Origin of the sequence: Enterobacter cloacae complex sp. 397G4, from assembly GCF_050031515.1 — a bacterium.
GTDB classification, from domain to species: Bacteria; Pseudomonadota; Gammaproteobacteria; order Enterobacterales; family Enterobacteriaceae; genus Enterobacter; species Enterobacter hormaechei_C.
Genome location: NZ_JBLGWE010000001.1, coordinates 325067 through 351242, shown reverse-complemented (window position 1 = coordinate 351242; position 26176 = coordinate 325067). Strand labels below are relative to the sequence as shown.

The following is a 26176-nucleotide window of genomic DNA, read 5'->3' as shown; positions in this document are numbered from 1 at the left end:
CGGTCGCTCTGGCCGGGGAGCTTAAAACATCACCCACGCCACCAGCGGCGCAATCAGCACCATCGTGACGCCCGAAAGCATCATCACCAGGCTCGCGACAACGCCCTCCTGCTGTCCCAGCTCATACGAACGTGCCGTCCCCGCCCCGTGCGACGCCGCGCCAAACCCCGCGCCTTTCGCCATCCCTTCGCGAATGGAAAGCCGCAGAAACAGCACATCCCCCACTGCCATGCCGAAGACGCCCGTCACCACCACAAACAGCGCCACCAGATCCGGCTGGCCGCCGAGCGGTTTGGCGGCTGCCAGCGCAAACGGCGTGGTCACCGAACGCACCGCCAGGCTGCGCTGGATTTCATCCGACAGGGTAAACAGCCGCGCCAGCCAGACCGAGCTGCACACCGCCACCACCGTCGCGGTGACGACGCCCGCGCTGAGTGACATCCAGTGGCGTCTGATAATGGCGAGGTTGTCATAAACGGGTACGGCGAAGGCGATGGTCGCCGGGCCGAGCAGCCACAGTAGCCAGTGGGATTCGCCAATGTAGTTCTGCCAGGAGATATGGCCGAAGACCAGCATCAGCACCAGCAGGATCGGCGTAAAGACCAGCGGCATCAGCGGCAGCGCGCGAAAGCGGCGATACAGGCGCTTGTTGGCAAAGTAGATGACGACTGTCGCAATCAGGCACAGCACGCTTATCTGAAAGTTAGTCATGCGTCTGCCTGCTGATTTCAAAGCGATACACTTTATCCACCACCCAGGCGGTGGCGCCCAGCACCATCAGCGTGCTCAGGGCGATAACCGCAAAGATGCGCCAGCCGTCGACCATCAGCAGCTGGGCATAGTTCACCACCGCCACCACGGCCGGCACAAAGAACAGCAGCATCTCCGCCAGCAGCCAGCGTGCGCCGGCCCGCACCCAGCTAAGGGGCAACGCGCGACAGAGGATCAGCGTCAGCAACAGCACCATCCCCACCAGGTTGGCGGGTAAAGGCAGATGCAGCCAGTCGACAAGATATTCCGCGAAAACAAACAGTCCCGCGTAAAGCAGTACCTGAACCGGTACCTGGAGTCGTTGAACAACGGCAGGCGTAACACGGCTTAACGCCACGGCCATGGGGGTTTTCCTCAGAAATGAGACGAGGCGCCAGTATAGTGAGCGTACGGTATCGACTGAAATGAATTAAAATCATCGAAGGTATAGTTTCGAGGAATAATCATGGACATAAGAACGCTGCGCTATTTTGTCGAGGTGGTTCGCCAGCAAAGTTTTACCCGCGCAGCGGAGAAGTTATTCGTAACCCAGCCAACCATCAGCAAGATGCTGAAAAACCTCGAAGATGAGCTGAACTGTACCCTGCTGATCCGCGACGGGCGCAAGCTGCTGCTGACCGATACCGGTCGCGTGGTGTTCGAGCGCGGGCTGGCAATTCTGGCGGAGTTCCGCCAGCTGGAGGCCGAGCTTGGGGACATCAACCATCTGACAAAAGGGCTGCTGCGGCTCGGTATTCCGCCGATGGTCGGCATGATGATGGCCGGCCCGATAAGCCTGTTTCGTCAGCGCTATCCCGGCGTTGAGCTGAAAATTGCTGAATTTGGCGGCCTGACCGTGCAGCAGGCGGTGATGAACGGTGAACTGGACGTGGCCATGACGGCCCTTCCCGTTGAGGAGGAGAGCGGACTGGCGACGCTGCCGCTCTTTAGCCACCCGCTGTGCGTGCTGGTTCCCCGCTCCGGTGAATGGCTGAAGATAGACTCGGTAAAGCCCGAGCTGCTCGGCGAGCACCCGCTGCTGATTTACAACGAAGATTTCGCCTTAAGCCGCCAGCTGATGGCGCTGTTTAACCAGCATAACGTGAAGCCGCGCATTGCGGTGCGCAGCGGCCAGTGGGATTTTCTGGCGGCGATGGTACAGGCGGGCGTGGGGATTGCCATTCTGCCGCAGCCGATCTGCGAGCGGCTGGATAAAAATACGCTGCGCTGGATCCCGCTGGAGAGCGACCTGCACTGGCAGCTGGGGATGATCTGGCGTGAAGGGGTCTATCTGTCGCACAGCGCGCAGGCGTGGTTGCAATGCTGTGAGGGGTTTTGGGTACCCTCACCCTAACCCTCTCCCACAGGGAGAGGGTACCGATCGAGCACGTAGGCCCGGTAAGCGCAGCGCCACCGGGCAATTACAGCGCTACTGATTCTCAATCAACAACGCTTCCAGCAGATCCAGATCGTGCAGCAGCTTTTGCAGCGTCTCGTTGCTGATCTGCCGCGTGGCGCGCAGGTGATACAGCTCGGCACGCTCGGAGCGCAGCGCCGCCAGGCGGAAACGGCGTTCGAGGTTCTCTTCCTGCAACGAACTTTCCACGTCGTTACGTCCGTCAGCACGGCGACGCAAATTACCGATCACGCGTGAACTGACTTCCTTCAGCAGCTGGTTATCAATGTTCTCTTCGGCATCGGCGGCCAGACGCTCCTCCATCTTCTCGATGGCGACAATCGCCACTTCCGCCGTCGCCGCACGGGCAATCCGCTCTTCTTTGTGCTGTTGCGAGGAGTCCCCCGCGTCAATATGTTGCAGCAGAATCGGCAGCATAATCACGCCGACAAACAGGGAGAAGAGGATCACCCCCGCCGCCAGGAACACCAGCTCGTAGCGCGCCGGGAAGACGTCACCCGTCGGCAGCAGCAGAGGAATGGAGAGCACACCAGCAAGGGTGATCGCCCCGCGCACGCCCGCGAAAGAGGCAATCAGCAGCTCGCGCGTGGTCCACGAGCCAAACTCCATCGGCTTTTTGGTCAGGAAGCGCACGCTGAATTTCTTCATCGTCCACAGCCAGCCGAAACGCACCAGCATCAGCGCAAGGTAGATGAGCACGATATCGGTAAACAGCATCCAGACTTCAACGTTTGGATCCGCTTCAGCCGCAATCAGCGAGGATTCCATAATGCCCGGCAGTTGCAGACCCAACAGCAGGAACACCATGCCGTTAAACACAAACTCGAGCATGGCCCAGGTACTATTCGCGCGCAGGCGCATCGCCAGCGGCGCGCGCCGCATAACGCCGGAGCGGGTGATGGTCATCCCCGCGGCTACCGCCGCCAGAATGCCCGACACGCCGATGTGTTCGGCAATCAGGTAAGAGGCGAACGGCAGCAGGAACAGCAGGACGATCTGCGTCGCCGGTTCATCACCACCCCAGCGGCTAAGGAAGCGCAGCGAGCGTCCGTACAGCCAGCTCACTACGAAGCCCGCGAGGATACCGCCAATCGCCACCTTGAAGAATTCCAGGGTCGCGCCGCCGACGGTAAAGACCATGGTGCCCATGGCAACCGCCACGGCAAACTTGAGGGCGACCAGGCCAGAAGCGTCGTTCATCAGCGCCTCGCCCTGCAAAATGCCCATGATTTTCTTTGGAATGCGCCCTTCGCCCACAATGCCGGACAGCGCCACGGCGTCGGTAGGCGACAGCACGGCGGCCAGCGCAAAGGCGGGTATGAGCGGGATCCCCGGTACGGCCCAGTAGATCAGAAAACCAATCCCGACCACGGTGACCACCACCAGCGCCAGCGCCAGGCCGAAGATCTCTCGCCCGTGCTCCAGAAATTCGCGCGTCGGCGTTTTCCAGCCATCGGCAAACAGTAGCGGCGGGATAAACAGCACGAGGAACAGTTCCGGATCGAACTCCACGTGCAGACCGAACGTCGGCCACGCCAGCAGCGCACCGATAGCTATTTGCATTAAAGGCAGGGGGACCTGGAAGGGCAGTACGCGTGTAACCACCCCGGATAATGAGACCACAAGGGTCATGATGAGTATTGTGAAGAAAATTTCCATGCGTTCCCTGTTTGCTGTGTTTCTTATATGCCAAACCTGAGGCGTCGTGCCTCTTATTCTATCCTCTCCAGAGTAACGTAAAAGGCAACAGGATGAGTCCTGAAAATAAAAACGGGCGGCCTGAGCCACCCGTTTTCGCATAAAAAGTCAATTCAGATGGCCCAGCCGCCCGCGTAGAACGCCACCAGCGCAACGGCGATGACCACGGTACCGATGTTCAGCTTACGCCACTCACCGGAGACCAGACGCCCAATCACCAGCGAGGCGAAGCCGATCATAATGCCGGTCACGATGTTACAGGTCAGCACGATGAATACCGCAGTGATCAGGCCGGACATAGCATCAACAAAATCCGCGAAGTCGATTTTCGCCACGTTGCTCAGCATCAGCAGGCCGACGTACATCAGCGCAGGTGCGGTCGCGTAAGCCGGCACCAGATAAGAGAGCGGAGAGAGGAACAGGATCAGCAGGAACAGCACGCCAACGGTGATGGCCGTCAGGCCGGTTTTACCGCCTGCCGCCGTACCCGCTGCGGACTCAATGTACACCGCCGCAGGCGCCGCACCTACCAGGCCAGAGAAAACGCTGCTCAGGGAGTCGGTGGTCAGCGCTTTGCCGCCGTCAATAATCTGTCCGTCTTTATCCAGCAGGTTAGCCTGACCGGCCACCGCGCGGATGGTGCCCGTGGCATCAAACACCGCGGTCATTACCAGCGCCAGCACGCTTGGCAGGATCACCGGGTTCAGCGCGCCCACAATATCCAGGCTGCCAATCAGGGAGTTACCTTTGTCATCGCTCAGCGACGGCATGGCGAAAATCCCGGAGAAATGAACGGTCGGGTCGAAGATCAGGCCGACGATGGACACGCCGATAATGGTCAGCAGAATGCCGCCCGGCACTTTCAGTTTTTCCAGGCCAATGATCACCGCCAGACCCACCAGCGACATGATCACCGGGAAGCTCGCGAAGTTACCCAGCGCAACCGGCAGGCCGTCCAGCGGGTTCTTGATGACCAGACCCACGCCGTTGGCAGCGATCAGCAGCAGGAACAGGCCAATACCGATGCCGGTGCCGTGCGCCACGCCCTGCGGCAGGTTGCGCAAAATCCAGCTACGAATACCGGTTGCTGAAATTACGGTGAACAGCACCCCCATCAGGAACACGGCGCCGAGCGCTACCGGGACGCTGATATGCTGGCCCAGCACCAGGCTGAAGGCGGTAAACGCGGTCAGGGAGATGGCGCACCCGATCGCCAGCGGCAGGTTCGCCCACAGGCCCATCACAATCGAACCCACACCCGCAACCAGGCAGGTGGCAACGAAGACCGCCGCTGGCGGGAAGCCCGCTTTGCCGAGCATGCCTGGCACCACGATGACGGAGTACACCATCGCCAGAAACGTGGTCAGACCGGCAACAACTTCCTGGCGCACGGTGCTGCCGCGAGCAGAGATTTTAAACATGGCGTCAAGTGAACCGCCGGTACGCGCAGATGGCGTAGACATAGAAAACATCCCCTGAAAATTTTTATTGAAAGTCCGTAAGCGTGGTGGAGACTCCACTGCCAGCGAAACGTCAAATCCTTGTGCTGCGTTTGCGACGAAAGGGGCGTCACAAAAAAAGCAAACGTTTAGCTCCGCGCTTACAAAACGGGTGGTCAAATGTAGGCAAACGATTATCTAGCCTAATACCCGCCCTTTTCAACTGAACTTTCTCGTTTTTCGCTAAAATTGCCTCATGACGATGAAGAATTAAGCAGAGGATGCGCAAACGTTATCGTCCATGCGCAATTTCGTTACATTTCATCCCTCGCCGGGGATTGTCAGCGGGCCGCCTTTCGCAAGCGTTGTCTGCCAGCCCGGACGTGCCTCCACTCTCTGTTTCCACGCCGCTATGTGGTCGAGATTGTCAATGCCGCCTCTCGCCAGCAGGGCGAAGAGGGGAAAACTCATCTGGATATCAGCCATGGTCAGCGTGTCGCCGGCAAACCAGCTGTTTTCGGCAAGATGATCGTTAATAAAGCGCGCATGCGTTTCCAGCTGGCGGTTGAGATACGCTTTTTGCACCCCCTGCCCCAGCGCCTTACCCAGCGTGCGCAGGCCAAACGGGACGGGTGGTTTGCCGAGGCTGTTAAACACCAGCTTCATTAACAGTAGCGGCATCAAAGACCCTTCGGCGTAATGCAGCCAGAAGCGATACTGCACTTTATGGGCGGGATCTAACGGTTTGAATCGTGACGCCGAATCGTACGTTTCCTGAAGATATTCCAGAATCGCGCCTGATTCGGCCAGCACCAGTCCGTTATCTTCCAGTACCGGGGATTTCCCCAGCGGATGCACTTTTTTGAGCGAATCCGGTGCAAGCATGGATTTCTCGCGCTGGTAGCGCACAATCTCATACGTCAGACCCAGCTCTTCCAGCGCCCAGAGGACGCGATGTGAACGAGACTGATTAAGGTGGTGGACCGTTAGCATGATGTTCTCCGGTGATTCATACTTTTTAACTATAGAAAACTGAACAACTTCACGAAAAAAATTTGGCTAAAATCTCACCGTCTCCGGTGGCAAAAACGGCGGCCGGGCATAGAATTAAAGTGTCAGTACAAACCGGAACCTCCTCCACAAGCTCGACACGAGGGGTACTGATGTCGGGGGAAACCCTCCCGTGAGCCAGCGGGATAGAGAGAAAGACAAAGACCGGAAAAAACTAAAGCGCCCTTAGTGGCGCTTTAGTTCTTTATGCTTGTTGCCGGGTGGCGGCTGCGCCTTACCCGACCTGCAAAACCGAGAGCGTAGGCCGGGTAAGCGAAGCGCCATCCGGCAAACACCTCTCAATCCTCCTCCAGCAACCGCGCCCCCGTTCCCTGCTCGCCCAGCCTGTCACCCGGGTTACGTAGCGGACAATCGCTGCGTGATAAACACCCGCAACCAATGCAGCCGTCCAGCTCATCGCGCAGGGCCACCAGCGTGTGAATACGACGATCCAGCTCTTCTCGCCACTGGGACGACAGCTGCTTCCACTCCTTCGCGCTCAGCGAGTGCCCTTCCGGCAATACGCCGAACGCGTCACCGATGGTGGCCAGAGGAATGCCGATACGTTGCGCAATTTTGATGATCGCCACGTAGCGGAGCACATCGCGGGTGTAGCGCCGCTGGTTTCCGGCGTTACGGATACTTTTTATTAACCCTTTGCTTTCATAGAAGTGGAGTGCCGACACCGCCACACCGCTTCGCTTAGCCACTTCACCGGGGGTTAACAGCGCTTTGATGCGCGGTAATCTCTTTTCCATAAAACCTCTTTACCTCAAGTTAACTTGAGGAATTATACTCCCCCGCAGAGAAAACGACGAATCAACCAGGACAGATGTCTCCACAGAGGGGTAACCTTATGTCGCATCAGCAAATTATTCAGACACTTATTGAATGGATTGATGAACATATCGACCAGCCGTTGAACATTGATGTGGTCGCTAAGAAGTCGGGCTATTCGAAATGGTATTTACAGAGAATGTTCCGCACCGTAATGCATCAAACGCTGGGTGATTACATTCGCCAGCGCAGGCTCCTGCTGGCGGCGCAGGCGTTACGCTCCACGCAGCGGCCCATTTTTGATATCGCAATGGATCTGGGCTATGTGTCGCAGCAGACCTTTTCCCGCGTCTTCCGCCGCGAGTTTGACCGTACACCGAGCGACTACCGTCATCAGCTCAATTAATGCGTGTTAACGCAAGGGTTGCTGCTGCCAGGCCATAAATGCCTGGGGCGGCATCGCTTTCGCGAAGTGCCATCCCTGACAATACTGCACGCCACGCTTCAGCAACCAGCTCACCTGCTCCCCCGTCTCGACCCCTTCCGCAATGGTTTTCAGCCGCAGGCTTTGCGCCATCTCAATGATGTGCTCGGCAATCAGGTGGCTGGTGCTGTTGGTGGTTAAGGTATCGATAAAGGATTTGTCGATTTTCAGGATATCGACGTTCAGCGAATAGAGGTTATGCAGGTTAGAGTAGCCGGTTCCGAAATCATCAATCGCCACTTCATACCCCGCCTGGCGAAACGCCTGAATGACCGGCGTGGTTTTCGGCACGTCAATAAACCCCCGCTCCGTCACCTCAATTTTGATTTGCTGCGCGCGAACCGAGTAAAAGCGGGCTTTGTCGGAGATCAGGGCGATAAGACGCGAAGAGTGAAAATCCGACGCCGACAGGTTAATCGAGACATACAGATCGGGATGAGCGGCAAGAAAATGGCCCAGATCGCTGAACACCTCCTCCACGACGTAATCCGTAATGCGCTCAATCATCCCCTCTTTTTCTGCCAGGGGAATAAATTCCGCCGGGCTCATAACCTGACCGTTGAATCCAGGCCAGCGCAACAACGCCTCTGCCCCCACGCACTGGTTATTTTTAATATCAATAATGGGCTGATAATGGACGCACAGCTGGCGTTTATTCAGCGCCCGGTGCAGAAGTCGGCCAGGCGAATTGAATTCACGGTGTGTACGCGACCACACCAGCAGAATAATAATGCTGCAAATTATCCCCAGCGGTAGCGTCAGGGTAGCCTGATGATAAAGCGTTTTATAAAAACGGGCGCTGGAGGTTGAAACGATGGCCGCAATCGGCCGCTGCCCGGATTTCACGATCGTATAAAAACGGTCACCTTTCTGAAAAGTCGTTTCCTGATGTCGAAGCATCGAATGCAATAAAGAAATATTGGCTTTCTGGCTTACAGAAAAGAATGCATTGCTGACGGTGTCATACACCCCCCACGACAGGGAACGATCGTCTGACATCACCTCACTGTACGAAAGCGGGTTGACCACTGCGACATAATTTCCGCGCTGCATATATATCATTTTATAACCATCAAAAAATGGCGTATCGCGAAAATAATAGATAGCAACGTCGGGTTTACGTGTGTAATTGGCAGCGGGAATGGTGTAAGGATGATCCGGCGTAAAAAGGGTCGAGCAGAGAAACGACTGGCCTTCAGCATAAATTAAATCGGCAACAAAAAGACGACCGCGGGAAACGTTCAACATATATTGACGATGCTCCGGCGTACACACTTTTCCCTGATATTTTTCCGCGTCTTCCCGGGCCAGATCAACCTGTTGAATAACCCGTTCAGTTTTGTTTAAAGCAAGTTCAGCAAACGTGCGCAACTGGGCGCTGATTTCCGACACGGCTCTAAGCTGGGCAAACCATAGCGCAAGCATCACCGGCAGCATAACTACCATGATAATCCCGACCACTTTGAGCATGTTGCGCAGCGCGCTACGATTCATTTCCCGCTCTGTATCCCTGCATGTTGTACGCCTGTAGCAATGAAGACCGGCTGCTTTGATAAACAGGTGATTACGTTGCATGAATCATGGGAAGTTAGCAACTGCCTTTTGGTATTAAAAATCCTAAAATTCGTGATGCCGATAATATTTTCCCGTAAGCCAAACTAAAAGTATTCATTTCGTTTCTGATAAGGAAAATAATTACCCGCGACAGGTGTGGAAAATTCGCTGGCTGAAATAGCCTGCTCTTTGTTCTTATGCTGATTTATAAATAATCAGACGCCAGGACCGTTTTTCCTCTTCCCGTACGCTTGGCGTCATATAATGCCTTATCGGCACGCATCAGTATGGCAGAAGTATCCCGTTGCCCCTGACAGACTTCAACCACCCCGGCGCTGAAAGAGAGTACCAGCGTTTTATCGCCCACACGCAGCGGTTTTGAGATCAGCGCGGCACGCAGCCGGGAAGAGAGCAACGTAGCGGCCATACCATCCGTGTGCGCCAGCAGAAGAACAAACTCTTCGCCCCCTACCCGTCCCAGCGCCGACCCGGCCGGGCTCACCTCGCGAATACGGTCGCAAAAGTGGATCAATGCCGCATCGCCAACCTGATGTCCCCACCGATCGTTGATCTGCTTGAAATAATCGAGATCGAACATCAGGAGACAGAAGTGGCTACTGACATCCTGCGGCGAACTGGCTGCCAGCGCTATTTTGAGACGCTGTAAGATTGTCGAGCGATTCAGACAGCCCGTCAGATCGTCCGTGGTGGCTTTGACGGTCAGCTGCTGTTCTGCTTTTTTACGTTCGGTGATATCCAGGCCAATGTTGAGAATGGAGTTATCCGGCAAAAGGATGTTTGACCAGAGAATGGTTAACTGCGTCCCGTCTTTACGCACCGGGTGCCATTCGTACATATCCTTAAGTGGTGCGAAACGAACCGACTCCTGCACGCGCTGCCGCTCCTCAGGATCCGGGTAAAACAGGGCCAGCGGATCGGGATGCTCGCCGATTTCAGTCATACTCCAGCCAAAGACTTTTTCGCATTCGGCATTCCACAATACACACCGGTTATGCCTGTCAAAGGCGTTCATTAATACCGGAGTACGCTCAAATAAGGTTTTATATTGCGTGACGACGCGCTGCATTTCCTGCGCCGTTTTTTCCCGCACGATGATGTCATCAAAATAATCTTTTAGCTTCTCAACCAATACCACCACGATATTTTTCAATATCGGCAACGAGGTCAGTTTTTCATTAAAAGCCAAAAAGAAATAACCACTGCACTGTCTGCCATGCGCTGAGAATTTACACAGCACGCCGCTTTGCAGCCGCGCATAGCCTGGGTGCTGAGGGGAAAATACCGCCCGGCCAATATGCTCTTTCCAGTAGATCACCCGCCAGGCGCGCTGATGCCGCTGCAACAGGGTGCTGGCAAGAAAATCCGCCACGTTAAAGGCGTGACACGTCACGTCGCCGGCACAAACCACGCGCGGCCCGTCTGCGGATTCGACACTGACCCATGAGAGATTTGCCCCCAGTGCGCTGTTGATAATTTCCAGCATTTCAACTGGCGAACACTGCGCGTTGAGTTGCGGCATCAGCTTCGCCAGGGCATGCAGCGCCTGCATGCTGTCGTTAATAATCTCGCGTCTTTTTTCTTTCATTATCTTTTCGCAGGTCATTAATCGAGAGAGCAACCGCAATAATTCATATCTGAATAAAAGAATAAGACCACGAAATCAAAGAGCATGCTGAGTGTAAAACAAAGAATACAAAATCCAAAAAAGTCAATTAATTCAATGCGATGAATTATTTTTGCGGGTACATTTATTGTTCCACACAAGCATAATCCATAGATATACTGCTGTAAACGCTATACAGCCGATGGCGTTTTGCAAAGGTTTTACTATCTGGATGAAATAAAAATAAAAATTCCGACCAGACGTCGCTCTGAGCGACGACGATATATTTTCCCCGGCAATAATCCCACTTTTACCTCACGCGGATACTGGCGAATAAAACAGCAAATGTGATATAGTTCACACATCTTATGTAACGAGAAACATTGTTTCATTCCAGTTCGTCTGTTTTGTCGAGGATGGGTTTTATGGCAACCATTACCACCAGCATGGTGCTCCTGCGCTGGCCGTTGTTGAGCGCGGTTTTGATGTTCCTGGCCAGCACGTTAAACATTCAGTTTCGAAAGTCCGACTACGCAGGTCTTGCTGTGATTAGCACCCTGTTAGGGTTGGGCGCCGCATGCTGGTTCGCGACAGGTTTGCTTGGCATTACGCTGGTAGACATTGCCGCCGTCTGGGAAAACATTAAAGTGGTGATGGTTGAAGCCATGAGCCACACTCCGCCAGACTGGCCGATGGTGATTACCTGATAGCCTGTTATAAAAAAACCCAGACATTGTCTGGGTTTTTTGTTTTTCACGCGTCTGGATATCAGAACGGGATATCGTCGTCGAAATCCATTGGCGGTTCGTTAGACGGTGCCGGAGCAGACTGCTGCTGCGGACGGGACTGCGCGCCGCCGCTGAACTGGTTGCCGCCCTGAGGCTGCTGAGGCTGACCCCAACCACCCTGCTGCTGATTCTGACCGCCACCTGCCGGTGCGCCACCGCCCTGACGGCCACCCAGCATTTGCATGGTGCCGCCCACGTTCACCACCACTTCCGTGGTGTACTTCTCAGCGCCGGATTGGTCGGTCCATTTGCGGGTACGCAGCTGGCCTTCGATATAGACCTGAGAACCTTTACGCAGATACTCACCGGCCACTTCGGCCAGTTTGCCAAACAGCACAACGCGGTGCCATTCGGTCTGCTCTTTCATTTCTCCGGTCGCTTTATCACGCCAGGATTCGGAAGTAGCCAGCGTAATGTTGGCAACTGCGCCACCACTCGGCATGTAGCGTACTTCCGGGTCCTGGCCCAGATTACCGACGAGAATCACCTTGTTTACGCCTCTGCTGGCCATGTTCGTGTCTCCTGAATACGTTTCTTAATAGTGTAAACGCGCGAGTGTACCATTTCCATGCTGCACTTTGATAGTTGCGTAGCACGTTCCAGAGTTCTCCCGCGAACTCGACATTGTTACACAGTGAATCAGAAAATGCATTCCAATACTGTATATTCAAACAGGTCATTTTGTGTCATAATTAGCCGTTTCTGACAGCCGTTTGTCCTTCAAACAAATCAGGCAATCCGTGTTCCAACCGGGAAAGGTGAATGGATAAGATCGAAGTTCGGGGCGCCCGCACCCATAATCTCAAGAATATCAACCTCATAATCCCTCGCGACAAACTCATCGTCGTGACCGGGCTTTCGGGGTCTGGCAAATCCTCACTGGCTTTCGACACTTTGTATGCCGAAGGACAGCGTCGTTACGTTGAATCGCTCTCGGCGTACGCGCGTCAGTTCCTGTCGCTGATGGAAAAACCGGATGTCGACCACATTGAAGGGTTGTCCCCTGCTATCTCCATTGAGCAGAAATCCACATCGCATAACCCGCGCTCCACGGTCGGTACCATTACCGAAATCCATGACTACCTGCGTCTGCTGTATGCGCGCGTGGGCGAGCCGCGCTGCCCGGATCACGATGTCCCGCTGGCGGCACAAACCGTGAGCCAGATGGTGGATAACGTGCTGTCGCAGCCGGAAGGCAAACGCCTGATGCTGCTGGCGCCGATCATTAAAGAGCGTAAGGGCGAGCACACCAAAACGCTGGAGAACCTGGCAAGCCAGGGCTATATCCGCGCCCGTATCGACGGTGAAGTGTGTGACCTGTCGGATCCGCCAAAGCTGGAGCTGCAAAAGAAACACACCATCGAAGTGGTGATTGACCGCTTTAAGGTACGTGAAGATCTGGCGACGCGTCTGGCGGAGTCCTTTGAAACGGCGCTGGAACTGTCGGGCGGCACGGCCGTGGTCTCCGATATGGACGACCCGAAAGCGGAAGAGCTGCTCTTCTCCGCCAACTTCGCCTGTCCGATTTGCGGCTACAGCATGCGCGAGCTGGAACCGCGCCTGTTCTCGTTCAACAACCCGGCGGGCGCGTGCCCGACCTGTGACGGCCTGGGCGTTCAGCAGTATTTCGACCCGGACCGTGTGATCCAAAACCCGGAACTGTCGCTGGCGGGTGGCGCTATTCGCGGCTGGGATAAGCGTAATTTTTACTACTTCCAGATGCTGAAATCGCTGGCTGAGCACTATAAGTTCGACGTTGAAGCCCCGTGGGCCAGCCTGAGCGCGAACGTACATAAAGTGATCCTGTTCGGTTCCGGCAAAGAGAATATTGAGTTCAAGTACATGAACGATCGCGGTGACACTTCCGTGCGTCGCCACCCGTTCGAAGGGGTGTTGCACAACATGGAGCGCCGCTACAAAGAGACCGAATCCAGCGCGGTGCGTGAGGAGCTGGCGAAGTTCATCAGCAACCGCTCCTGCGCCACCTGCGAGGGTACACGTCTGCGTCGCGAAGCGCGTCACGTGTTTGTCGAAAACACGGCGCTGCCGACCATCTCAGACATGAGCATCGGCCACGCGATGGACTTCTTCAACAACCTGAAGCTCTCCGGTCAGCGCGCAAAAATCGCTGAAAAAGTGCTGAAAGAGATCGGCGATCGCCTCAAGTTCCTCGTGAACGTCGGTCTGAACTACCTGACGCTTTCCCGCTCGGCTGAAACGCTGTCCGGCGGTGAAGCCCAGCGTATCCGTCTGGCGAGCCAGATTGGCGCGGGCTTAGTCGGCGTGATGTACGTGCTGGATGAGCCGTCTATCGGCCTGCACCAGCGCGACAACGAACGCCTGCTCGGCACGCTGGTTCACCTGCGTAACCTCGGCAACACGGTAATCGTGGTCGAGCACGACGAAGATGCGATCCGCGCCGCGGACCACGTCATCGACATCGGCCCGGGCGCAGGCGTACACGGCGGCCAGGTGGTCGCGGAAGGGACGCTGAAAGACATCATGGCGGTGCCCGAGTCGCTGACCGGCCAGTACATGAGCGGCAAGCGCAAAATTGAAGTGCCGAAACAGCGCGTGGCGGCGAACCCGGAAAAAGTGCTGAAGCTGACCGGCGCGCGCGGCAACAACCTGAAGGACGTGACCCTGACGCTGCCTGTCGGGCTGTTTACCTGCATCACCGGCGTGTCCGGTTCCGGTAAATCGACGCTGATCAACGATACGCTGTTCCCGATTGCGCAGACGGCGCTGAACGGCGCGACGCTGGCCGAGCCTGCGCCGTACCGCGACATTCAGGGGCTGGAGCATTTCGACAAGGTTATCGACATCGATCAGAGCCCGATTGGCCGTACGCCGCGTTCCAACCCGGCGACCTATACCGGCGTCTTTACGCCCGTACGTGAACTCTTTGCCGGCGTGCCGGAAGCGCGTTCACGCGGCTATACGCCAGGCCGTTTCAGCTTTAACGTGCGCGGCGGCCGCTGTGAAGCGTGCCAGGGCGACGGCGTAATCAAGGTTGAGATGCACTTCCTGCCGGATATCTACGTGCCGTGCGACCAGTGCAAAGGTAAGCGTTATAACCGCGAAACGCTGGAGATTAAGTACAAAGGCAAGACCATCCACGAAGTGCTGGATATGACCATCGAAGAGGCGCGCGAGTTCTTTGACGCCGTCCCTGCGCTGGCGCGTAAGCTGCAAACCCTCATGGATGTGGGTCTGACCTATATTCGTCTGGGGCAGTCAGCGACAACGCTGTCCGGCGGTGAAGCGCAGCGCGTGAAGCTGGCGCGTGAGCTGTCCAAACGCGGTACCGGTCAGACGCTGTATATTCTGGATGAGCCGACCACCGGCCTGCACTTTGCGGATATCCAGCAGCTGCTGGACGTGCTGCACCAGCTGCGCGATCAGGGCAACACCATCGTGGTGATTGAGCACAACCTGGACGTGATTAAAACCGCTGACTGGATTGTCGATCTCGGCCCGGAAGGCGGCAGCGGCGGCGGTGAAATCCTCGTCTCCGGTACGCCAGAGACCGTTGCAGAGTGCGAAGCCTCGCACACCGCGCGCTTCCTCAAACCGTTGCTGTAATCGTCACACGGAGAGCTGCTGTCGGATCGTTTCCGGCAGCAGTTCTACCGCCTGTAGATACGACGCATCCACCAGGTAGTAAATTTGCGAATCTGGCAGCGAGCCGTCGAGAAACACCGTACTCCAGTGCGCTTTATTCAGATGCTTACTTGGCCTGACATCATCGTGCTGCTGGCGCAGTAAGTCCGCCAGTTCCGGACTGGTTTTCAGTGATGCCGCAGGCCGCGCATCCACCTCTTTCACCATCGCGAACAGCACATCCCCCACTTTGATCTGCGTGGCTTTCCAGTCGCTGTGAACGCTTTGTTCCGCACCCGGCTTGCTCATGCAGTACTGAAGTATCTCCGAAATTGTCATCTTTATTCCCCTTGTAGCGTTGCGATAATTTTACGCGAACCACCGTGAATGCGATGTTCTCCCAGCCAGATCCCCTGCCACGTTCCCAGCTGTAGCCGTCCGTTGTGGACCGGCAGCATCAGCGAGACGCCCAGCAAAGAGGATTTGATGTGCGAAGGCATATCGTCCGCCCCCTCATAGTCATGCTCATAAGGCGCGTTGTCCGGGACGCTCTTCAGAAAATGGTGCTCCATGTCGGACCGGACGGTGGGATCGCAATTTTCATTGAGCGTGAGAGAAGCAGACGTGTGCTGAAGCAGCAGATGCAGCAAACCCGTTTTGACGCGCGACAGGTCGCGGATTTGCCCGATGACTTCGTCCGTCACAAGGTGAAATCCGCGTGGTTTTGCGCTTAAGGTCAGGGTCTGTTGATACCACATGTGCTGCTCCATTATGAAAGGTGAATCTTTCTAAGTGTGCAGCAAGAAAGCGAAAGGTAAAACCCGCGCAGCGAGATTTGCTTAAAAAAGCATTCACCCCGCCGTTAATACATCAGTATTCAGAGTTAACGATCACCTCTTCACCAAATTTTCCGGCCATCGGCAGCGGTCGGTAGGTGGAGTTCGAGGCGCGTAGCACCCTGATGCCTCTGGCTCCCACGTCTTGCGCCGCGGTGATGTCGTTATCTGAATCCCCGTAGAACACTTTGATATTTTTCTTTTCCAGCCACTGGGTTTTGGTGTTTTGCCCTTCCTGGCCCCCGGCAAAAATGACCGGGTTCATGCTGGCCGCCGGGATCAGGAAATCATCCTGTAGCGTTTTCGAGACGGTTTCGGTTTTGGTCTGGCTACGTCCGGTCACGAAGTAAATGCTGTCGCCGCGCTTTACGTGCATGGCGATCAGCGCGCGGGCAACCTCTTTCGGGATACTGAACTCATCCCAGCCGTTGTTCATCTTTTCCCAGAATTCCGGGTTTTTCAGATAGGTTTCGCTGTCCGGGGAGTACGTTTTTTTGCCGCGCCAGAAACCGGGGCTGGAGAAGAGAACGGTATCGTCAATATCGAAGCCCACGGCTATCGGCGGGCGACCCGTCAGGCTATTTTCGATTTGTGCCACTGAAACCCAGTGAATGGGGGCCTGTTCGGCAAGAATGGCGGCGGTAGTGCCGGTGTAAAGCGGCGTGGGTGCAGAAGCCCGTGCAACAACGGCGCTATTAAGCGAGAACAATAAGCAGGCGGCGCTGAGCGCCAGTGTGATCTTGCGCATATTTTCCCCTGAATATTCAGTTTGTTATCTTTTTATTTTGAGCGGATGGTCAAAAAACTATCCGACCATAACCCCAGCGGTAGGGGAAGGAAAGGAGTTTTTACTTATGGAGCTGAATAAAAAGAAGACGATCACAAAGCGCAGAAGAAACGTGTAGGTCCGGGAAGCGAAGCGCCACCGGGCAATGACTGGCACCGGCGCGAACAAAAAAGCCGGGTGGCGGCTACGCCTTGCCCGGCCTACATACAGTATGCAAGTAAGTGAATGCTTACATTACGGATGCAAACGCCTGCGCCACGCGCTGGACGTTGCTGGCATTCAGACCCGCCACGCACATACGGCCGCTGGCGATCAGGTAGACACCGAACTCTTCGCGCAGGCGATCGACCTGCGCTGCGCTCAGTCCGGTGTAGCTGAACATCCCGCGTTGCTTGAGAAGATAATCAAAGTTATGCCCAGGCACGGCCTCTTTCAGGACGTTAACCAGCTCCTGACGCATCGACAGGATGCGCTTACGCATCGCTTCCACTTCCGCAAGCCAGGACGCTTTCAGCGTTTCGTCACCGAGAACTGTCGCCACCACCTGCGCACCAAAGTTCGGCGGGCTGGAGTAGATCCGGCGGACCGTCGCTTTCAGCTGACCGAGTACGCGTCCCGCGGCTTCGGCGTCTTCACACACCACGGACAGGCCGCCAACGCGCTCGCCGTACAGGGAGAAGATTTTTGAGAACGAGTTGCTGACCAGAGCGGGAAGCCCCGCGCTGGCAATCGCGCGAATGGCGTAGGCGTCTTCCTCCATGCCCGCGCCAAAGCCCTGATAGGCGATGTCGAGGAACGGGATCAGGTTACGCGCCTTCAGTATCTCGATCACCGCATCCCACTGGGCATTGGTGAGGTCCGCACCGGTCGGGTTATGGCAGCACGGATGCAGCAATACGATACTGCGCTCCGGCAGGGTGTTCAGTTTTTCCAGCAGCGCATCAACGCGCACGCCGTTGGTTTCGCTGTCGAACCACGGATAGGTCGCCACCTTAAAGCCCGCGCCCTCGAAGATCGCAACGTGGTTTTCCCACGTCGGGTCGCTGACCCACACGCCGGAATCCGGGAAGTACTTTTTCAGGAAATCTGCGCCTACCTTCAGCGCACCCGAGCCACCCAGCGTCTGGATAGTCGCCACGCGCTTTTGCGCGAGCACCGCGTGGTCCGCACCAAACAGCAACGGCGCGATAGTGTTGCGGTAGGTGTTTAATCCTTCCATCGGCAGATAAAGCGAAGCACCGTGCGGGGTTGCGTTCAGACGCGCTTCAGCTTCGGCAACGGCTTTCAACTGAGGAATGATGCCGTCTTCGTTGTAGTAAAGACCAATGCTGAGGTTCACTTTGTCGCTGCGAGGATCTTCTTTGAAACGCTCCATCAAGGAGAGGATAGGGTCGCCGGCGTAGGCGTCTACTTTCTGAAACACGCGATGTTCTCCGGATTATTATGAGGCAGGGCATTCAACAATAAACCGGAAGCGGAAGAAGATCGAGGGGATGTTAACAGAAGCGGGATGCATCGCATCCCGCTCATGCTTAGTCGACGTATTTCATTGCGACCCTTGAAGTAAGGCGCGTGATAAGTTCGTAAGCACTCACTTTTGTTATTTCAGCAATACGCTCTACCGGCAGGCCTTCACCCCACATCACCGCATCGTCCCCCGCTTTATCCTGCGCGTCGGGCCCAAGATCAACACAAATCATGTCCATCGCCACGCGACCGACAATCTTGACTTCGCGTCCATTGACCAGCACCGGCGTCCCCGTTGGCGCGGCGCGGGGATAGCCGTCGCCGTAGCCCATCGCCACCACGCCAAGACGCGTGTCGTGCTCGCTGGTCCAGGTGCCGCCGTAACCCACCGGCTCTCCCGCTTTGTGCTCACGCACGGCAATCAGCTTTGAAACCAGCGACATAACCGGCTTAAAGCCAAAGTCCGGCCCCCAGGGTTTGTTCTCCAGCGGCGAAACGCCATAAAGAATGATGCCCGGACGCGCCCAGTCGAAGTGCGACTGCGGCCATAGCAGGATCCCGCCGGACGCCGCAATGGAGCGCATCCCCGGTTTGCCTTCGCAGAAGGTGTTGAAGATATCAAGCTGCTGTTCCGTTGCGCCGCATTCAGGCTCATCGGCGCGGGCAAAGTGGCTGACGATATTCACTGGCTGACGCACATTTTTGCACTGACTCAGACGCTGATAAAACGCCTCCGCGCTTTCCGGCCGCACGCCCAGACGGTGCATGCCCGTGTCGAGCTTCATCCAGACGGTGACCGGCTCGCTCAGTTCAGCCGTTTCCAGCGCGGCCAGCTGTTCTTCGTTATGCACCGCCGTGTGCAGGTGCTGATCGGCAATGGTCGCCAGGTCCGAGGCTTCAAAAAAGCCTTCCAGGAGCAGAATCGGTTGCGTAATTCCGCCTGCGCGCAGGCGGAGAGCTTCTTCGAGACGGGCGACGCCAAAAGCGTCGGCATCGGGGAGCGTTCGCGCGGTCTCAAGAAGACCGTGTCCGTAAGCGTTCGCTTTCACAACTGCAACGAGCTTACTGGCGGGCGCCAGTTCTCGCAGACGTTGCAGGTTGTGTCGCAGAGCGCGGCGGTTAATCACAACAGTTGCCGCTTGCATTTGAATTCCTTAGAAATTACTCATCATCATATTGAGGACCGGCATAGTTGTCGAAACGCGACCACTGGCCGTTAAAGGTCAGACGTACCGTACCGATGGGGCCGTTACGTTGCTTACCAATAATAATTTCGGCGATCCCTTTCAGATCGCTGTTCTCGTGATAAACCTCATCACGGTAGATGAACATGATTAAGTCGGCATCCTGCTCGATGGAGCCGGATTCACGCAGGTCGGAGTTGACCGGGCGCTTGTCTGCACGTTGTTCCAGAGAGCGGTTAAGCTGCGATAGCGCCACCACCGGCACGTGCAGCTCTTTGGCTAACGCCTTGAGCGAGCGGGAAATCTCGGCAATCTCCAGCGTACGATTGTCGGAAAGCGACGGAACGCGCATCAGCTGAAGGTAGTCGATCATGATGAGGCCGATACCACCGTGTTCACGGGCGATACGGCGCGCGCGGGAGCGCACTTCCGTCGGCGTCAGGCCGGAGGAGTCATCGATATAGATGTTCCGTTTTTCCAGCAAAATCCCCATGGTACCGGAGATCCGCGCCCAGTCCTCATCGTCCAGCTGACCGGTACGGATGCGGGTCTGATCCACACGCGACAGGGACGCCAGAGAACGCATCATGATCTGTTCAGAGGGCATCTCAAGACTGAAGATAAGCACCGGCTTATCCTGCAACATCGCCGCGTTTTCGACGAGGTTCATCGCAAATGTCGTTTTACCCATCGACGGACGCGCCGCGACGATAATCAAATCCGATGGCTGAAGACCTGCCGTTTTCTTGTTGAGATCGTCATAACCGGTGTTCACCCCCGTCACGCCATCGTGCGGCTGCTGGAAAAGCTGCTCAATACGCGCAACCGTGGCGTCGAGCACATCGGCGATATTTTTCGGGCCTTCGTCTTTGTTCGCACGGCTTTCGGCGATTTTAAAGACGCGGGATTCCGCCAGGTCGAGCAGATCTTCGCTGGTGCGCCCCTGGGGATCGAAACCGGCCTCGGCGATCTCATTCGCCACCGAGATCATCTCGCGGACAACGGCACGTTCACGAACGATATCAGCGTAAGCGCTGATGTTCGCGGCACTTGGCGTGTTTTTTGACAGTTCTGCCAGATAGGCAAATCCGCCGACGCTGTCGAGCTGTCCCAGACGCTCCAGCGATTCTGCGAGCGTAATCAGGTCGATAGGGCTGCCCGACTCCTGCAAACGCGCCATTTCCGTAAAGATATGGCGGTGCGGGCGGGTATAGAAGTCTTCCGCGACAACACGCTCGGCGACGTCGTCCCAGCGTTCGTTATCCAGCATTAAACCGCCCAACACCGACTGTTCCGCTTCAATCGAGTGCGGCGGGACTTTTAACCCGGCGACCTGATAATCACGCTCACGAGGTTCAGTCTGTTTGTTGAAGGGTTTGTTTCCTGCCATAGTGAATGGAGTTACCGAGATAAAGAGTGGGTCGAAAGATTACCACATTCTGGAGGAAGCATGGCAACACGTATTGAATTTCACAAGCATGGTGGCCCTGACGTACTCAAAGCGGTGGAATTTACCCCCGCTGCGCCTGGCGAGAACGAAATCCAGGTGGAAAACAAAGCGATCGGCATTAACTACATCGATACCTATATTCGCGGCGGCCTCTATCCGCCTCCGTCGATGCCGAGCGGACTGGGCACCGAGGCGGCCGGTATCGTCAGCAAAGTGGGCAGCGCGGTTAAGCACATTAAGGAAGGCGATCGCGTGGTGTACGCGCAGTCGGCGCTGGGCGCTTACAGCTCCATCCATAACGTTCCGGCCGAGAAAGCGGCGCTTCTGCCAAATGCGATCGGCTTCGAGCAGGCTGCCGCCTCATTCCTGAAAGGGCTGACGGTCTATTATCTGCTGCGCAAAACCTACGAAATTAAGCCTGACGAGCAGTTCCTGTTTCACGCAGCCGCAGGTGGCGTGGGGCTGATTGCCTGCCAGTGGGCGAAAGCCCTGGGCGCGAAGCTGATCGGCACCACAGGCAGCGCGCAAAAAGCGCAGCGCGCGCTGGACGCGGGCGCATGGCAGGTGATCAACTACCGGGAAGAGAGCATCGTTGAGCGGCTGAAAGAGATCACTGGCGGCAAAAAGGTCCGCGTGGTGTATGACTCGGTGGGGAAAGACACCTGGGAATCTTCGCTGGACTGCCTGCAACGTCGCGGGCTAATGGTGAGCTTCGGAAACGCCTCCGGGGCAGTCACCGGCGTCAACCTGGGCATTCTGAATCAGAAAGGGTCGCTATACGTCACTCGCCCTTCCCTGCAAGGTTACATCACCAACCGGGAAGAACTTGAGGAAGCCAGCAACGAGCTGTTCTCGCTGATCGCCAGTGGGGTAATTAAAGTGGATGTGGCAGAGGCGCAGAAATATCCGCTGACCGATGCGCAGCGCGCGCATGAGGTGCTGGAGAGCCGGGCAACGCAGGGATCAAGTCTGTTAATTCCCTGAGCCATAAAAAGAAATTGGGCTTCCCGTGGGAAGCCCTTTCTTTTTTTTAGTTCGGCTGTATGTAGGGTACAGCTCGATGAATTCTTTAGCGGCAGCCATAGTGACAGATTCGATAAGTAAATCCTATTCTGTTCTAAGGATTGCTGCCGGAAAAGTTGCAGGTATGTGACGTACCCCTCAATACCTTAGTAACGGAAGCGGTTATTACGCTGATAAGTGGGCAATTTTGGTGATTTAATCGCCCGTATCGCCCATACCACCGCAATCGCCAGAAGTAACCACGGCAAGAGTTTAATCGTCAGGGCAAATAAACCGCCAACAAACATCACCACCGTGGCCACGACGAGCGCGGCCAGGATACCGAGCAGCGATACGCCCGTGACCATCAGCATGATAAAGAAGCCAATCACAAAAAGTAGTTCCAGCATGGTGCTCTCCCACGAGTTCCCGAATGATGCTGCGATCGTTACAAGAAACATGCCAAAAATAAGTCTTTGTTCTGAAAGCAAAACACCCCGCAATGTCTTGCAGGGCGTGGCGTATTTGACCATCTTTTAGCGAAATTTAACGTTTATCCGCAACCAGACGCAGCGCGTGTTCCAGGACCTCAATATCCGCACCGGCCTTATGCGCGTTCTCGCTGAGATAACGACGCCACTGGCGCGCGCCAGGAATGCCCTGGAACAGGCCAAGCATATGGCGGGTAATGTGGCCCAGATACGTACCATGACTCAGCTCGCGCTCAATGTACGGATACATGGCGCGCACTACTGCCACGGGATCGGTGTCAGCACCGTCAACGCCAAAGATTTCCCGGTCAACCGTCGCCAGAATGCCCGGATTCTGATACGCCTCGCGTCCGACCATCACGCCATCCATATGTTCGAGATGCGCTTTGGCCTCGTCCAGCGACGTAATACCGCCGTTGATCGACATGGTCAGGTGCGGGAAGTCGCGTTTTAGCTGGTACACGCGCGGGTAGTCCAGCGGTGGGATCTCGCGGTTTTCTTTCGGGCTGAGGCCAGAGAGCCAGGCTTTACGGGCGTGGATGATAAACATCTCGCATTCACCCTTCCCTGATACGGTGTTGATGAAATCACACAGGAACTCGTAGCTGTCCTGGTCGTCTATGCCGATACGGGTTTTGACCGTGACCGGGATAGAGACGACGTCGCGCATCGCTTTGATACAGTCCGCCACCAGATGTGCATTACCCATCAGACACGCGCCGAACATACCGTTTTGCACACGGTCGGACGGGCAACCGACGTTGAGGTTAATCTCGTCATAGCCGCGTTCTTCAGCCAGCTTCGCGCACTGCGCCAGCGCAGCCGGATCGCTGCCACCCAGTTGCAGCGCAACCGGATGCTCCTCTTCGCTGTACGCCAGATAATCGCCCTTGCCGTGAATAATTGCGCCGGTAGTGACCATTTCGGTGTACAGCAGCGTATGGCGGGAGAGCTGGCGCAGGAAATAGCGGCAGTGTCTGTCCGTCCAGTCGAGCATTGGCGCAATGGAGAAACGGTGTGCAGGGAAAGCGGTCTGGAGTTCTGACGACATGGCGAAGTTTTAAGCATCTGGTGGAAAAGGGGCGCTACTATAGCACAAAGAAAAGCCGGAGGCGCAGCGCCTCCGGTGTACTTTAGAACGTCATGCTCAACTGTGCCCCTGCGCCCCAGGTCTCGTCTTCGCCATAAAGCCCCATCAGGTCAACGTGGACGGAGTTGAACGGCGCGAAACCGACACCGCCGGTAAAGACGTTGCTGTCGTTCCCTTTCATATCCGCACGATAACCGGCGCGTACTGCCAGCCAGCTCAGTGGCGTGACTTCGGCACCAACGCCAACGTACTGGGAGGTGTCTTCGCTTTTAAAGCCCTTGGTTTCGGTCAGATCGCCGTCTGCGGTCAGCGTGACCAGATCGTTGTGCCAGGCGGCCCCGGCAGTGACCAGCGGACGGATCTGATAAGTGTCTTTATAACTCACCACCTCTCCCGTACGCCCGTTGCGAATGCGGATATCTTTGGTATCGATATCGCGCGACATCAGGTTTTGTCCGCTCACGCCGACCGTCCAGTTTTCACCGAAATCAGCAGCAATACCGGCATCGACGTTGAAGCCTGTGTCGTCGGTACGGTAGCGGCTGTCGTTCCACTTATTACTGTCGTAATCGTAGATTGAAGTGGTGTAGTTATAGAGCCAGGTTTTTTGCAGCTTCGGCGTGACGCCAACGGAAACCGGAACGCCGCCAAGATCGAACTGACGGGCCACCGCAATACCGTAGTCGGACACAATCGCCGCCCGACCAGACGCCGTAGAGTTAAGGTTTTTGGTGATCTGATCGGTACCGTTTAGCGCGGCATCCAGCGCCACACCGGCAGCCACCGCATCGCTTCGTTGTATACCGCGCAGATAATCAATGTCCTGCTGATCGATTGAAGAGCTGACCCGGCCATGGGCATAGCCTTTTGCCATAAAGGCCACGGAAAGAACATCGTTAGGGATACTGACGGCAATCCCCGCCCCTGCGGTGGCGTGTGCGGTCTTGCCTTTCAGGTAGTCCAGTTCATCAGCGAGATCTTTCGCTGCGCCCTGGAACTGATTGATCGAACCTAATGGATTGGTGATAACTTCAATGGGGGTCAGACTATCAACCACATCCTTGTAATGATTGATTTTGTCGTTAATGGTATCAATCTCGTCCTGAAGATTGTCTTCATCGGTCACCTGCACGCCAACGGACGGCAAAATGACCGTCACATCATCCTCGGGCTTAGATTTTGCCAGTAACGCGGGGTTGATTAACGCCCCGCTGCCATAGCTCCCTGCCGCGACACCCGTTCCGCCCATTGCGTCGCTACGCGCTTCCGTCCAGGTATTGGCTGCTCCCGCCTGATTTGCCATAAAAAAGGAGACAGCGATGCTAACCATCGAAAATTTAAAATGTTTTTTCACAGTGTGCTCGTAAATAGTTTGTTATTAGTTAACCCTGTCTGTTATCACCCAAACAGGAACGAACTATTGCTGTGAATAAGTGCAAAAAGACCCGCTATTTCCTTAAGTTAAATTCCATCCCGGCCTGTTGTAATATGTGACGACCATCAATATTTATAGAAGAGGAAATTATTTTCGCCCAGGTTTTCCATCGTGCGGCCCAAAAAACTGAGGCGGATGGTCGACCCAGCGGTCTTCGCGCGTCGCGGCATACACCGGATTGAGCGGATAGTAGATGCGGTTATGTTTTTTATTGGCCTCACCCACCACCAGTAAGCGCACCTCTTCATCGGTATTGTTGATAAAGGTGTGACACACGCCCGTCCCGGCTGGAAATCCCACGCTGTCTCCGGGTTCGAGCTTCCATAAATAGCCATTGATCCAGGCCTCAGGGTAACCCTCCAGAACGTAAACAAACTCCTCTTCGTCGCTTTCCGCATGCGGATAAGACGTACGGCGTCCGGGTGGCAGCCGTTCATGGTGAATACCAATGCGGCCGAGACCCAGCCTGCGGGCCAGCGGCGCGCCAACAGAAAAACGTTCGTTACTGTCAGGATACGTTGCGTCATCAGCGCCTTCCACGTCCCGCCAGTGCCGAATACAGTCAGGTCTTTTCATTTTGCGATCTCCTGATTTGCGATGCGTCAGGTATAGCACAGCCTGGCGGATCTCGGTGTTTTTAGCAGAACATGATAAAGTGAATGTTTTCACCCCTTACCATATCCGAGGTGCCCGATGGACAAGTCCACAAAAGAGCTGTTAGCGCAAGCTGAAAAGCTGTGCGCGCAACGCAATGTGCGCCTGACCCCGCAGCGCCTTGAGGTACTGCGTCTGATGAGCCTTCAACAGGGCGCCATCAGCGCCTACGATCTGCTCGATCTGCTGCGTGAAAGCGAGCCGCAGGCAAAACCGCCGACCGTTTATCGGGCGCTGGATTTTCTGCTGGAGCAAGGGTTTGTGCATAAAGTGGAATCAACAAACAGCTATGTGCTGTGCCATCTTTTTGACCAGCCAACTCACACGTCCGCCATGTTTATCTGCGATCGCTGTGGTGTGGTGAAGGAAGAGTGTGCGGAAGGTGTGGAAGATATTATGCATACGCTGGCAGCCAGAATGGGCTTTGCGCTGCGCCATAACGTGATTGAAGCCCACGGCTTATGTTCTGCCTGCGTGGAGGTGGAGTCATGCCGCCATCAGGATGCCTGTCAGCACGATCACTCTATCCTGGTGAAGAAAAAGCCGCGTTAAAGCCAAAGAAAAAGGCGGCTCAGGGCCGCCCTTGGGGATAGTGC

General features: G+C 55.8%; 25 protein-coding genes. 6 read left to right on the top strand and 19 right to left on the bottom strand.

The window, feature by feature from the left end:
- Positions 1-21: 21 nt before the first annotated feature.
- Positions 22-711, bottom strand: a complete 690-nt coding sequence (locus ACQG1Y_RS01680; RefSeq protein ID WP_015570195.1) for an LrgB family protein — start codon at positions 709-711, stop codon at positions 22-24.
- Positions 704-1114 carry a CidA/LrgA family protein gene (locus ACQG1Y_RS01675; protein ID WP_032668810.1) on the bottom strand — a complete coding sequence of 137 codons (411 nt, stop codon included), beginning with the start codon at positions 1112-1114 and terminating at the stop codon, positions 704-706. The genes ACQG1Y_RS01680 and ACQG1Y_RS01675 overlap by 8 nt, the downstream gene beginning before the upstream one ends.
- A gap of 102 nt (positions 1115-1216) precedes the next feature.
- Between ACQG1Y_RS01675 and ACQG1Y_RS01670 the strand changes: the two genes are divergently transcribed.
- A complete protein-coding gene (locus ACQG1Y_RS01670; RefSeq protein WP_047734698.1) occupies positions 1217-2104 on the top strand; it encodes a LysR family transcriptional regulator in 888 nt (295 codons plus the stop codon).
- Positions 2105-2179: 75 nt separating this feature from the next.
- Here the strand turns inward: ACQG1Y_RS01670 and ACQG1Y_RS01665 are convergent, their stop codons facing one another.
- The 4 genes from ACQG1Y_RS01665 to soxR form a co-directional block, all read right to left on the bottom strand.
- A complete protein-coding gene (locus tag ACQG1Y_RS01665) occupies positions 2180-3826 on the bottom strand; it encodes a Na+/H+ antiporter (RefSeq protein WP_003860270.1) in 1647 nt (548 codons plus the stop codon).
- Positions 3827-3978: 152 nt separating this feature from the next.
- On the bottom strand, positions 3979-5328 hold the full coding sequence (gene ghxP / locus ACQG1Y_RS01660; protein WP_006810466.1) for a guanine/hypoxanthine transporter GhxP: 1350 nt from the start codon (positions 5326-5328) through the stop codon (positions 3979-3981).
- A gap of 297 nt (positions 5329-5625) precedes the next feature.
- Positions 5626-6297: a glutathione S-transferase family protein gene (locus ACQG1Y_RS01655; RefSeq protein WP_017694715.1), complete on the bottom strand. Its 672-nt coding sequence runs from the start codon at positions 6295-6297 to the stop codon at positions 5626-5628.
- Positions 6298-6653: 356 nt separating this feature from the next.
- A complete protein-coding gene (gene soxR / locus ACQG1Y_RS01650) occupies positions 6654-7112 on the bottom strand; it encodes a redox-sensitive transcriptional activator SoxR (protein ID WP_003860275.1) in 459 nt (152 codons plus the stop codon).
- A 98-nt stretch (positions 7113-7210) separates the two neighbouring features.
- On the opposite strand from soxR, the gene soxS reads away from it, so the two are divergent.
- A complete protein-coding gene (soxS, locus tag ACQG1Y_RS01645; protein ID WP_003860277.1) occupies positions 7211-7537 on the top strand; it encodes a superoxide response transcriptional regulator SoxS in 327 nt (108 codons plus the stop codon).
- A 6-nt stretch (positions 7538-7543) separates the two neighbouring features.
- Here soxS and ACQG1Y_RS01640 read toward each other — a convergent pair whose 3' ends face one another.
- Together ACQG1Y_RS01640 and ACQG1Y_RS01635 are read right to left on the bottom strand one after the other, a co-directional pair.
- Positions 7544-9109, bottom strand: a complete 1566-nt coding sequence (locus ACQG1Y_RS01640) for an EAL domain-containing protein (protein WP_015570189.1) — start codon at positions 9107-9109, stop codon at positions 7544-7546.
- A gap of 265 nt (positions 9110-9374) precedes the next feature.
- Positions 9375-10775, bottom strand: a complete 1401-nt coding sequence (locus ACQG1Y_RS01635) for a diguanylate cyclase (protein WP_368740772.1) — start codon at positions 10773-10775, stop codon at positions 9375-9377.
- A 443-nt stretch (positions 10776-11218) separates the two neighbouring features.
- On the opposite strand from ACQG1Y_RS01635, the gene ACQG1Y_RS01630 reads away from it, so the two are divergent.
- A complete protein-coding gene (locus tag ACQG1Y_RS01630) occupies positions 11219-11500 on the top strand; it encodes a YjcB family protein (RefSeq protein WP_003860282.1) in 282 nt (93 codons plus the stop codon).
- Positions 11501-11561: 61 nt separating this feature from the next.
- Here the strand turns inward: ACQG1Y_RS01630 and ssb1 are convergent, their stop codons facing one another.
- Complete coding sequence (gene ssb1 / locus ACQG1Y_RS01625; RefSeq protein ID WP_006177466.1) at positions 11562-12092, bottom strand: single-stranded DNA-binding protein SSB1; 531 nt, start codon at positions 12090-12092, stop codon at positions 11562-11564.
- A gap of 251 nt (positions 12093-12343) precedes the next feature.
- Between ssb1 and uvrA the strand changes: the two genes are divergently transcribed.
- Entirely contained in the window at positions 12344-15166 is a 2823-nt protein-coding gene (gene uvrA / locus ACQG1Y_RS01620; RefSeq protein WP_015570187.1) for an excinuclease ABC subunit UvrA, read from the top strand.
- A gap of 3 nt (positions 15167-15169) precedes the next feature.
- Here the strand turns inward: uvrA and ACQG1Y_RS01615 are convergent, their stop codons facing one another.
- The 6 genes from ACQG1Y_RS01615 to dnaB all read right to left on the bottom strand — a co-directional run bounded on the left by ACQG1Y_RS01615 (position 15170) and on the right by dnaB (position 20848).
- Entirely contained in the window at positions 15170-15523 is a 354-nt protein-coding gene (locus tag ACQG1Y_RS01615; RefSeq protein ID WP_017382628.1) for an MmcQ/YjbR family DNA-binding protein, read from the bottom strand.
- A 2-nt stretch (positions 15524-15525) separates the two neighbouring features.
- Positions 15526-15942: a secondary thiamine-phosphate synthase enzyme YjbQ gene (locus ACQG1Y_RS01610; protein WP_017382627.1), complete on the bottom strand. Its 417-nt coding sequence runs from the start codon at positions 15940-15942 to the stop codon at positions 15526-15528.
- A 112-nt stretch (positions 15943-16054) separates the two neighbouring features.
- Positions 16055-16768 (bottom strand): acid phosphatase AphA, encoded by a 714-nt coding sequence (aphA, locus tag ACQG1Y_RS01605; RefSeq protein WP_368740771.1) that lies wholly within the window; start codon positions 16766-16768, stop codon positions 16055-16057.
- Positions 16769-17036: 268 nt separating this feature from the next.
- Positions 17037-18230, bottom strand: coding sequence for an aromatic amino acid transaminase (tyrB, locus tag ACQG1Y_RS01600; protein ID WP_017382625.1), 1194 nt, complete (start codon positions 18228-18230; stop codon positions 17037-17039).
- Between the two features lie 109 nt (positions 18231-18339).
- Positions 18340-19419, bottom strand: a complete 1080-nt coding sequence (alr, locus tag ACQG1Y_RS01595) for an alanine racemase (protein WP_063135424.1) — start codon at positions 19417-19419, stop codon at positions 18340-18342.
- Between the two features lie 16 nt (positions 19420-19435).
- Positions 19436-20848 (bottom strand): replicative DNA helicase, encoded by a 1413-nt coding sequence (gene dnaB / locus ACQG1Y_RS01590; RefSeq protein WP_003860298.1) that lies wholly within the window; start codon positions 20846-20848, stop codon positions 19436-19438.
- Between the two features lie 60 nt (positions 20849-20908).
- Here dnaB and ACQG1Y_RS01585 point away from each other — a divergent pair, with 60 nt between their 5' ends.
- Positions 20909-21892 (top strand): quinone oxidoreductase, encoded by a 984-nt coding sequence (locus ACQG1Y_RS01585; RefSeq protein WP_003860300.1) that lies wholly within the window; start codon positions 20909-20911, stop codon positions 21890-21892.
- Positions 21893-22077: 185 nt separating this feature from the next.
- Here the strand turns inward: ACQG1Y_RS01585 and pspG are convergent, their stop codons facing one another.
- From pspG to ACQG1Y_RS01565, 4 genes are all read right to left on the bottom strand, one after another.
- The gene (pspG, locus tag ACQG1Y_RS01580) at positions 22078-22320 is read right to left on the bottom strand and encodes an envelope stress response protein PspG (protein ID WP_017382623.1); all 243 of its coding nucleotides are present in this window, start codon (positions 22318-22320) and stop codon (positions 22078-22080) included.
- A 136-nt stretch (positions 22321-22456) separates the two neighbouring features.
- A complete protein-coding gene (gene dusA, locus ACQG1Y_RS01575) occupies positions 22457-23452 on the bottom strand; it encodes a tRNA dihydrouridine(20/20a) synthase DusA (protein WP_023295762.1) in 996 nt (331 codons plus the stop codon).
- Between the two features lie 82 nt (positions 23453-23534).
- Positions 23535-24821, bottom strand: a complete 1287-nt coding sequence (gene traF / locus ACQG1Y_RS01570; RefSeq protein ID WP_176601513.1) for a conjugal transfer protein TraF — start codon at positions 24819-24821, stop codon at positions 23535-23537.
- Positions 24822-25013: 192 nt separating this feature from the next.
- Positions 25014-25502 (bottom strand): cupin domain-containing protein, encoded by a 489-nt coding sequence (locus ACQG1Y_RS01565; RefSeq protein WP_017382621.1) that lies wholly within the window; start codon positions 25500-25502, stop codon positions 25014-25016.
- Positions 25503-25619: 117 nt separating this feature from the next.
- Here ACQG1Y_RS01565 and zur point away from each other — a divergent pair, with 117 nt between their 5' ends.
- A complete protein-coding gene (gene zur / locus ACQG1Y_RS01560; protein ID WP_006810484.1) occupies positions 25620-26132 on the top strand; it encodes a zinc uptake transcriptional repressor Zur in 513 nt (170 codons plus the stop codon).
- The last annotated feature ends 44 nt before the right edge of the window (positions 26133-26176 follow it).